The sequence below is a fragment of the Enterobacter cloacae complex sp. SHL021 genome, from assembly GCF_049237765.1.
GTDB classification, from domain to species: domain Bacteria; phylum Pseudomonadota; class Gammaproteobacteria; order Enterobacterales; family Enterobacteriaceae; genus Enterobacter; species Enterobacter cloacae.
Genome location: NZ_JBMKJG010000063.1, coordinates 1 through 885 on the forward strand (window position 1 = coordinate 1; position 885 = coordinate 885).

Below are 885 nucleotides of genomic sequence, written 5' to 3' on the forward strand. Positions count from 1 at the left end.
TCCAGGTGTAGCGGTGAAATGCGTAGAGATCTGGAGGAATACCGGTGGCGAAGGCGGCCCCCTGGACAAAGACTGACGCTCAGGTGCGAAAGCGTGGGGAGCAAACAGGATTAGATACCCTGGTAGTCCACGCCGTAAACGATGTCGATTTGGAGGTTGTGCCCTTGAGGCGTGGCTTCCGGAGCTAACGCGTTAAATCGACCGCCTGGGGAGTACGGCCGCAAGGTTAAAACTCAAATGAATTGACGGGGGCCCGCACAAGCGGTGGAGCATGTGGTTTAATTCGATGCAACGCGAAGAACCTTACCTGGTCTTGACATCCACAGAACTTTCCAGAGATGGATTGGTGCCTTCGGGAACTGTGAGACAGGTGCTGCATGGCTGTCGTCAGCTCGTGTTGTGAAATGTTGGGTTAAGTCCCGCAACGAGCGCAACCCTTATCCTTTGTTGCCAGCGGTTAGGCCGGGAACTCAAAGGAGACTGCCAGTGATAAACTGGAGGAAGGTGGGGATGACGTCAAGTCATCATGGCCCTTACGACCAGGGCTACACACGTGCTACAATGGCGCATACAAAGAGAAGCGACCTCGCGAGAGCAAGCGGACCTCATAAAGTGCGTCGTAGTCCGGATTGGAGTCTGCAACTCGACTCCATGAAGTCGGAATCGCTAGTAATCGTAGATCAGAATGCTACGGTGAATACGTTCCCGGGCCTTGTACACACCGCCCGTCACACCATGGGAGTGGGTTGCAAAAGAAGTAGGTAGCTTAACCTTCGGGAGGGCGCTTACCACTTTGTGATTCATGACTGGGGTGAAGTCGTAACAAGGTAACCGTAGGGGAACCTGCGGTTGGATCACCTCCTTACCTTAAAGAACCTGCCTTTG

Annotated in this window: 1 rRNA gene; it reads left to right on the forward strand. The window is 53.8% G+C overall.

From position 1 onward, the window contains the following. A 16S ribosomal RNA gene (locus tag ACOTZF_RS25205) occupies positions 1-865 on the forward strand; the annotation flags it as partial. Positions 866-885: the final 20 nt, after the last annotated feature.